1 protein-coding gene is annotated in these 9,634 nt (G+C 72.2%); it reads right to left on the bottom strand.

Annotation, left to right across the window (positions count from 1 at the left end; translation table 11 throughout):
- Positions 1 to 9,617: type I polyketide synthase (locus tag ACIOKD_RS40825; protein ID WP_402093484.1), on the bottom strand; the 9,617-nt coding region annotated here is incomplete at its 3' end.
- Positions 9,618 to 9,634: the final 17 nt, after the last annotated feature.

Genomic DNA, 9,634 nt, shown 5'->3' with positions numbered 1-9,634 from the left:
CCATCCACCACCACCGCACCCCGCGTCACCACCACCAACCGCACCCCCACCAACCCCGGCTCAGCCAGCCACACCCGCAACAACCCAAGAACACGGGTGGTTGTCGCCAACGCCTCATCAGGGCTGTCGTCATCGCCGGGGTGCACCTCGATCAGGACGAGCGGAGGCACGGAGGCACCCGCGTTGATCGCCGACACGAGCGCGTCCACGTCCTCGAAGGACCTGACGTCGGCGGATCTGACGTCGGCACTGCCGGTCTTCTCGGGTCCCAACACCGCCCACTCGACGTCCGAAGGTGAATCGGCCGACGTGGGCAGGGCCGTCCATTCGACGGAGTAGAGCCCGTCCAGCGCGTACGTCCCGGCCGTACGTATCTGGTCCACGTTCGCCGCACGCATCGCGACCGAGTCGGCCGTGAGGACTGGAGCGCCCGTCGGGTCGGTGACGGTGAGCCGCACACCCTGATCAAGCCGTGCGCCCAGCGGAGAGAGCCGTACCCGGATCATTCCCGCTCCCAGCGCGTGGAGCGCCACACCGCTCCAGGAGAACGGCATCCACACCTGCCCCTCTCCTGAATCACCGAGCAGGAATACGGGGTGCAGTGCGGCATCGAGCAACGCGGGATGTATTTCGAAGCCGCCCACCTCACCCGCCGTGTCCGGCAGCTCGACCTCGGCCAGGAGGTCGTCGCCGTCCCGCCAGACGGCTCGCAGCCCTTGGAACGCAGGACCGTATCCATAACCCGCCGTCTCAGCCCGCTCGTAGAAGCCTTCGACATCCAGTGCCTCGGCACCGAACGGCGGCCACTGCCCGGTGATGCCCTCGTCACGGCCTGTCCGCTCGGGGCTCAGGAAGCCCTCGGCGTGGCAGAGCCATTGGCCCTCGGCAGAGGAAGACTCGCGGTCGGGGCGGGAGTAGACCCGTACGTCACGCCGCCCATCGTCCTCGGCTCCGCCGACCACTACTTGGACGTTGACCCCACCGGTCGGGGGCAGGACGAGGGGTGCCTGGAGGGCGAGTTCGTCCACTCCCGCGCATCCGGCCTCGTCGGCCGCGCGCAACGCCCACTCCACCAGCGCCGCACCCGGCACCAGCACCGAACCCAGAATCCGGTGATCCCCCAACCAGCCGCCGTGCCCGGCAGTGATCCGGCCCGTGAGCACAAGGGTGTCCCCACCTGCCAACTCCACGGCCGCGCCCAGCAACGGATGGCCGGAGGAGACCAGTCCCAAGCCCTCCGGATCGCCTCCGGCGCTGTCCACGTCCTCCAGCCAGAACCGCTCGCGTTGGAAGGCGTATGTCGGGAGTTGGACCGTGTGTGGTGCCGGGTCGGTGGGGAACCAGCCGGCCCAGTCGATGTCGGTTCCGTGGGTGTGCAGCTGGGCGAGGGCACGGGTGAGGGCGTGGACTTCGGGCTGCCTGTGGATGAGGGCCGAAAGCACCAGGGGCGCGGGACGCTCGTCAGTGGCCCTCTGCGTGTGGTGCAGGGTGTGGTGGTGCTGGAGGGTGTGTTGGGTGGCGGTGGTCAGGACGGGGTCGGGTCCCAGTTCCAGGAAGGTGCCCGTGTCGGAGGCGAGGTGGGTGACCGCGGGAGCGAAGAGAACGGGCTGACGGATGTGATGGGCCCAGTAGGCGGGGGTGGTGATCTCCTCGCCGGCGGGCAGCCCGGTCAGGTTGCTGATCAGCGGCAGCACCGGCCGCTGACAGTCCAGGTCCGCGACCGCCTCGGTGAACTCCTGCAGCATGGGTTCCATCAGCATGGAGTGGAAGGCGTGACTGACCGTCAGCGCCTTGGTCCGGCGGCCCCGCCCGGCCCACAGCGCACCGAGACGCGCCACGTCCTGCGCCGGCCCCGAAATCACCGTACTGGTCGGGGTGTTGACGGCGGCGACGCTCACCCGCCCCCCGCACCCGGCGAGATCCTCCTCAAGTTCCGCAGCGCTTGCTTCGATGGCGGTCATCGCCCCGCCCCGCGGCAGCGCGCCCATCAACGTGGCGCGCGCGGCGACGAGTCGGCAAGCGTCGCGCAGGTCGAAGACCCCGGCGACATACGCGGCGGCGATCTCCCCGACCGAGTGGCCCACCACCGCGTCGGGGCGTACTCCTGCCGATTCCAGCAGCCGTGCCAACGCCACCTGCAAGGCGAACAGTCCCGCCTGGGCGTAGGTGGTGTGGTCCAGCAGTCCTTCATGGCCCGGTACGCCGGTGAAGACGACCTGGCGCAGCGGATGCTCCAGCTCCCCGTCCAGATAGCCGCACACCTCATCGAACGCGGCAGCAAACACCGGGAAGCGCCCGTACAGCCCCGCCCCCATCCCCACCCGCTGACTGCCCTGACCACTGAACAGGAAGACCGTCCCACCTCCCTGCACCAACCCGTCAGGCACGGTCACCACATCGGGGTGGGCGTCACCGGCCGCCAACGCCCGCACACCCGCGACCAGCCCCTCACGACGGTCACCCAGAACCACCGCCCGCCGCTCGAACACCGACCGCGCCGTGGCCAGCGACCACCCCACCCCGACAGGCGTCAGCCCCGAATCGGCATCCACCCACTCGGCCAACGCCCCAGCCTGACCACGCACCGCCTCGTCACTGCGCGCCGACACCACCCACGGCACGACGTCCTGGGAGGGCTCGTTCTGCGGCTGTTCGGGCTCGCCGGCCCCGGCGGGCTCCCGCGGCGGCTGCTCCAGGATCACGTGGGCGTTGGTCCCGGAGAAGCCGAAGGAGGAGACTCCCGCCCTGCGCGGGCGATCATCGTTCTCCGGCCACTCCACCGGCTCAGTCAGCAGGGACACCGCCCCCGACTCCCAGTCCACATGCGGCGACGGCTCATCGATGTGGAGGGAGGCGGGCAGCACTCCGTGCCGCATCGCCATCACCATCTTGATCACACCCGCCACACCCGCCGCCGCCTGGGTATGCCCGATGTTCGACTTCACCGACCCCAGCCACAGCGGCCGGCCTTCCGGGCGGCCCTGGCCGTACGTCGCCAGCAGCGCCCCCGCCTCGATCGGATCACCCAGCGTCGTCCCCGTACCATGCGCCTCCACCACATCGACGTCCGACGCCGACAGCCCGGCCCGCACCAGCGCCTGTCCGATCACACGCTCCTGCGAGGGACCGTTCGGGGCGGTCAGACCGTTGCTGGCGCCGTCCTGGTTGATCGCCGAGCCACGTACGACCGCCAGCACGCGATGACCGTTGCGCCGCGCGTCCGACAACCGCTCCAACAGCACCAGCCCCACACCCTCACCCCACCCGGTGCCATCCGCCGCCGCCGAGAAGGGCTTGCACCGGCCGTCCACAGCAAGCCCCCGCTGCCGCGAGAACTCAACAAAGGTGTTCGGCGTCGCCATCACCGTCACCCCGCCCGCCAACGCCAGATCACACTCCCCCTGACGCAACGCCTGACCCGCCAGATGCATCGCCACCAACGACGACGAACACGCCGTGTCCACCGTCACCGCCGGCCCCTCCAGACCGAACGTGTACGAGACACGCCCCGAGGCGACGCTCGGTGTGCTGCCGGGCATCAGACGCCCTTCGACGTCTTTCGGGGCCCGGCCCAGGAAGCGGGAGCCATAGTCGTCGTACATGACTCCGGTGATCACGCCGGTTCTGCTGCCGCGAAGATCGACGGGCCGGAGACCGGCGTTCTCGAACGTCTGCCAGGCGGTCTCCAGCAGCAGCCGCTGCTGCGGGTCCATGGCCAGCGCCTCACGCGGGCTGATGCCGAAGAACCCGGCGTCGAACAGGTCGGCGTCGTGCAGGAAGCCGCCCTCTCGCGCGTAGCTCCGGCCGGTGCTGTCCGGGTCGGGGTCGAACAGGTCCGCCAGGCCCCAGCCGCGTTTCGTCGGGAACTCGCCGACTGCGTCCACCCCGGAGGACACCAGGCGCCAGAGGTCCTCGGGAGAGGTGACACCGCCCGGATAACGGCACGCCATGCCGACGACGGCCAGCGGTTCGTCCGGCGCGATACCGGTCACTGTTCCGGCAGCGCCGACCGCCGCCGTCGCCACAACGCCGCCTGAACCCGCTCGACCGGGGCGCGGACGGCCGTCGTCCAGTGTGGTGTGGAGGAACCGGGCGAGCGCCTGCGGTGTCGGGTGGTCGAAGACGAGTGTGGCCGGAAGGGTGAGGTCCGTCGCGGTGTTGAGCCTGTTGCGCAGCTCCAGGGCGGTCAGCGAGTCGACCCCCAGGTCCAGGAAGGGCCGGGTGAGGTCGAGCGTGTCGGGGTCGGGGTGGGCCAGTACGGTGGCGATCTGCTCGCGGACCACGGCGAGGAGGGCGCGGTCCCGCTCTGCTTCGGGCAGTCCGGCCAGCCGGTCCCGTAGTGAGGTGGTGGCGTTCGGCCCGGCGGTGTGGCGTGCCCGTGGGCCGACCGTGCCGCGCAGGACGGCGGGGAGCGAACCGGCGTCGGCCAGGGCGCGCAGCACCGCGCGATCGAGGCGGACCGGCACCACGGTGGGGAGCCGGGCGGCCAGTGCGCTGTCGAGCAGGAGGAGCCCCTGTTCAGGGGTGAGGGCCGCGATGCCGGAGCGGGTGATCCTGGCGCGGTCGGCCTCGGCTAGTTGGCCGGCCATGCCGCCGGGGGTCTCCCACATGCCCCACGCCAGTGAGGTGGCGGGCAGTCCTTCGGCGCAGCGGTGCTCGGCGAGTGCGTTGAGGAACATGTTGGCCGCCGCGTAGTTGCCCTGTCCCGCGTTGCCGAGGACGGAGGCGGCCGAGGAGTAGAGGACGAAGGCGGCGAGGTCGCAGTCGCGGGTCGCCTCGTGCAGCAGCCAGGCGCCGGTCGTCTTGGCCGCCATGACGGCGGCGAGCCGCTCGGGTGTCAGCGAGCTGATCAGTCCGTCGTCGACGATTCCGGCAGCGTGGACGACAGCTGTCAGCGGGTGCTCGTCGGGGATCGCGCGAAGGAGATCGGCAAGCGAGGCGGCGTCCGATATGTCGCAGCGTGCGAAGCTGACCCGCGCGCCCAGCTCACCGAGTCCGGCGGCGAGTTCGGCGCTGCCTTCGGCGGTGTCGCCCGCGCGTCCGGCCAGCAGGAGATGGCGCGCGCCATGTTCGGTGATCAGGTGCCGGGCGACGACGCGGCCGAGTGCTCCGGTACCACCGGTGATGAGGACGGTGCCTTCCGGGTCGAGCGCGGGCGGCTCGGCGGTGTGGTCCACAGTGGCCCGGACCAGCCTCGGGACCAGGGCCTCGCCGGCCCGTATCGCGCACTCGGTCTCGCCCGCGGCCCCGGCGGCCCGGACAGCGGTACGCAAGGCCCGGTGCGAGGAGTCCTCGGCGTCCAGGTCCACGAGGACGACGCGGCCGGGGTGTTCGGCCTGCGCGGCGCGGACCAGGCCCCACGCGGGGGCCGTCACCAGGTCGGACGGCGGGTCCTGCGGGCCGGTCGCGACGGCGTTCCGTGTGACGACGACCAGACGTCCCGTCGCGAACCGCTCGTCGGCCAGCCACTCCTGGAGGAGGCGGAGCAGGCCGTCGGCCGTGGCGCGGGTTCGCTCGGGCGTCGCGCGGCCCAGTCCCCCGGAGTCGAGGTCGGGGTCGGATCCGGTCCCGTCGTATCCGGTGCCGAGAGCCTCCAGGAGCGGTACGACGAGGAGGTCCGGGGCCTGTTGTCCCTCCGGGCCGTCCGTCATCGCCTCCCTCAACGCCGCCAGGTTCGGGTGGACCTCGGTGGGTGTGAGGACGACGTCCGGACCATGGGACCAGCCGTACGCGTCCGGTCCCAGCACGGCGACGCTTTCCCCGGTGCCGGGCCGCTCCTGTGAAGGCGACGGGAGGGGCAACGGCTGCCAGTCGAGGCGGTGCAGGAAGCGGGTCGTCGTATCGGCGGCGGGTGCCTGGCTGGAGCGCCACCTCTCGGCGGAGACCACGCGCAGCCCGAGCGAGCCGATGTCGGCCACCGGCATTCCCGTGTCGTCCGTCAGGGCGAGCGCGATCGTGTCCTGGCCGTCCGGGGTGATGCGTACGCGCAGCCCGGTCCGGCCGGGGGCGTGCACGCGGACCCCGCGGAACGAGAACGGGAGCCTGACCGTGCCGTACGCGCCCTGCTGGCCGCGGTACAGCTCGTCGACGGCGTGCAGCGCGCTGTCGAGCAGGGCGGGGTGGAGGGCGTACGCGTCCGCCTCGTCGTGCTGCTCCGGTGCCAGTCGTACGTCCGCGAACATGGTGTCGCCGTGCCGCCAGGCTGTCCGTACGCCGCGGAAAGCGGGGCCGTAGCGGTATCCCTGCTCCGCGAGGGCCTCGTACAGCTCCTCGCCGTCGATGGCCACGGCGCCTTCCGGCGGCCATGCCTCTGCGCCGGCCTCCGCTGTGCCCCCGGAGGCGGTGTCCTCCGGTTCCGTCAGGGTCCCGGACGCATGGCGCTGCCAGACGGGGGCAGCGTCCTCGGTGTCATACGCCGCGTCCGCGCCCGGTCCGTCCTCGTCCTGTGTGTGCCGGTCCGTGTCCCGGGCCGCCGCGTGCCGGGAGTGGATCGTGATCCGGCGGCGGCCGTCGTGGGGGTCGGGCGGTGCCACCGTGATCTGGGCGTCCACGGCGCCCGTCGCGGGGAGCAGAAGCGGTGTCTCCAGGGTGAGGTCGTCGACGACGGTGAGGTCCGCCGCTTTCGCCGCCGCCAGGGCGAGTTCGAGGAAGGCCGTGCCGGGCAACGGCACGCTGTCGGCGATGGCGTGGTCGGCGAGCCAGCCGTGTCTCCGCGGAGAGAGGCTGCCCGTCAGCAGCAGTCCGCCGTCGGCCTGGTCCACGACCGCGGTGACCAGCGGGTGCCCGGAGGCCCGCAGTCCGGCGGCCGTTCCCGCGCTCTCCGGGACGGGGCGCCAGTACCGCCGCCGCTGGAAGCGGTAGGTGGGGAGGGTGACCCGTCGGGCGTCGGCGGGCAGGGCCGCGGCGAAGTCGACGGTACCGCCGTGCACATGGGTGGCCGCGAGCGCGGTGAGCAGGGTGCGCGGCTCGTCGTGTCCCTCTCGCAGCACAGCGGTCAGCAGCGGCGCGCCGGATGCCGGCGGCTCCTCCTCGCCGGTCAGACATGCCTCCGCCATGGCCGTGAGGACAGGGTCGGGGCCCAGTTCCACATAGCAGGTGACGCCCTCGGCACGGAGGGCGCGTATGCCGTCGAGGAACCGTACGGGTTCCCGTACATGCCGCACCCAGTGGTCGGGGTCGGTGAGCACGGCCGCTTCGGCGAGCGTGCCGGTGACGTTGGAGACGACGGGGATACGCGGTGGCTCGTAGCGGATCGAGTGGGCGACCTGCCGGAAGTCGTCCAGCATCGCGTCCATCCTCGGCGAGTGGAAGGCGTGGCTGACCCGTAGCCGCTTCGTCCTGTGGCCCTGTTCTCGCAGTGGCCGGACGACCTCCTCGACCGCGTCCTCGTCGCCGGAGACGACGACGGAGGCGGGGCCGTTGACGGCGGCGAGGGAGACCCGGTCTCCGGCGCGGGCCAGCAGGGGCAGGACATGTGCCTCGGCGGCCTCGACCGCGACCATCGCCCCGCCTGCGGGCAGCGCCTGCATGAGACGGCCGCGGGCGGCGACGAGGGTGCAGGCATCGGGCAGGGACAGCACGCCCGCGACGTGCGCCGCGACGATCTCGCCGACGGAGTGGCCGGTCAGCCAGTCGGGGGTGAGACCGAAGGATTCGGCCAGGCGGAAGAGCGCGACCTCCACGGCGAAGAGCGCGGGTTGGGAGAACTCGGTGCGGTGCAGGTTCTCCGGGTGTTCCGGGCCCTCTCCCCCGCCGAGGACGAGGCCGCGCAGGGGGTGGCCGAGCAGCGGGTCCAGCAGGGCGCAGACGTCGTCGAAGGCCGAGGCGTACGCACCGTAGGTGCGGTGGAGCTGCCGTCCCATGCCGACGCGCTGGCTTCCCTGGCCTGTGAACAGGAAGGCCGTCTCCCCCGGACCCGCCGGGCCCTGCGTACGGGTGAGCGCCGGATGGCGGGTGTCGGAGGCCAGCGCGGCGAGTCCCTCGGTCAGCTCTTCCGCGGTGTGCCCGAGGAGCACGGCCCGGTGTTCGAGGACCGACCGGGTGCGGGCGAGCGAGAAGGCCACATCGGTGGCGCGCAGGTCCGGACGCGCCGCTGTATGCGCCGCGAGCGCCTCCGCCTGTGCGAGGAGCGCCGGGTGGCCGCGCGCCGAGAGGGTCCAGGGGATGAGGGGTACGGGCGTGTCGTCCCGCCGCCCGGTCGCTCCGACCGGCTCCGTACGGACGGGGACGGCCTGTTCGGGTTCCGGCGGCTCCTCCAGGATCAGATGGGCGTTCGTCCCCGAGATGCCGAACGAGGAGACTCCGGCCCTGCGGGGGCGTTCGCCGCGCGGCCAGGCGACGGGTTCGGTGAGGAGCCGTACCGCGTCGGCCTCCCAGTCGACATGGGGGGTTGGCTCGTCGGCGTGCAGGGTGGCGGGCAGTGTCCCGTGCCGCATCGCCATGACCGTCTTGATGACCCCGGCGACACCGGCTGCGCCCTGGGTGTGCCCGATGTTGGACTTGACGGAGCCCAGCCACAGCGGCCGGCCCTCGGGGCGGTCCTGTCCGTAGACGGTGAGCAGCGCCTTCGCCTCGATCGGGTCGCCCAGCCGGGTGCCGGTGCCGTGCGCCTCCACGGCGTCCACGTCGGAGGGCGTGAGCCGGGCGTTGTCGAGGGCCTGTCCGATGACGCGCTGCTGGGAGGGGCCGTTGGGCGCGGTCAGTCCGTTGCTGGCACCGTCCTGGTTGACGGCCGAGCCTCGTACGAGCGCCAGGACGGGGTGTCCGTTGCGGCGGGCGTCCGACAGGCGTTCCAGCAAGAGCAGCCCGACGCCCTCGGAGAACGCGGTGCCGTCGGCAGTGGCGGCGAACGGTTTGCACCGCCCGTCGGCCGCGAGCCCGCGCTGCCGGGAGAACTCGGTGAACACATTGGGTTGCGACATCACGGTCACGCCGCCGGCGAGGGCGAGATCGCACTCGCCCTGGCGCAGCGCGTGGCTCGCGAGGTGGATCGCCACGAGCGACGACGAGCACGCCGTGTCCAGCGTGACCGCGGGGCCTTCCAGGCCGAGCGTGTACGACAGCCGGCCGGACAGCACGCTGGGCGCGTTGCCCGTCACGAGATGGCCCTCGGCGGCGCTGTCCGTGTGCGGCGTCCCGAAGCCGGGCAGCGCGGCGCCCGCGTAGACCCCGGTGCGGCTGCCCTTGAGCGACTGGGGGTCGATGCCCGCGCGCTCCAGCAGTTCCCAGGCGACCTCCAGCAGCAGCCGCTGTTGCGGGTCCATCACCAGCGCCTCGCGGTGGCTGATCCCGAAGAAGTCGGGGTCGAACCCTGCCGCTTCGTAGAGGAATCCGCCCTGGCGCGCGTAGCTGGTGCCGGGGTGGTCGGGGTCGGGGTGGAACAGCCGGTCCAGGTCCCAGCCGCGGTCGGTGGGGAAGGGCCCCATCGCGTCCCTGCGTGCGGCGACGAGGTTCCACAGCTCCTCCGGCGAGCCGACGCTGCCGGGGTAGCGGCAGGCCATGCCGACCAGGGCGACCGGCTCCTGATGGCGCTCCTCCGCCTCACGCAGCTTCCGCCGGGTGTCGTGGAGGTCGACGGTGACCCGCCGGAGGTAGTCGACCAGCTTGTCCTCATTCACGGTGGGAGGTCACCCGC

The sequence above is a fragment of the Streptomyces sp. NPDC087844 genome (genome assembly GCF_044742785.1).
GTDB lineage: Bacteria > Actinomycetota > Actinomycetes > Streptomycetales > Streptomycetaceae > Streptomyces.
The sequence above is the reverse complement of the archived record's forward strand: the minus strand, read 5'-3'. Positions and strand labels throughout refer to the sequence as shown.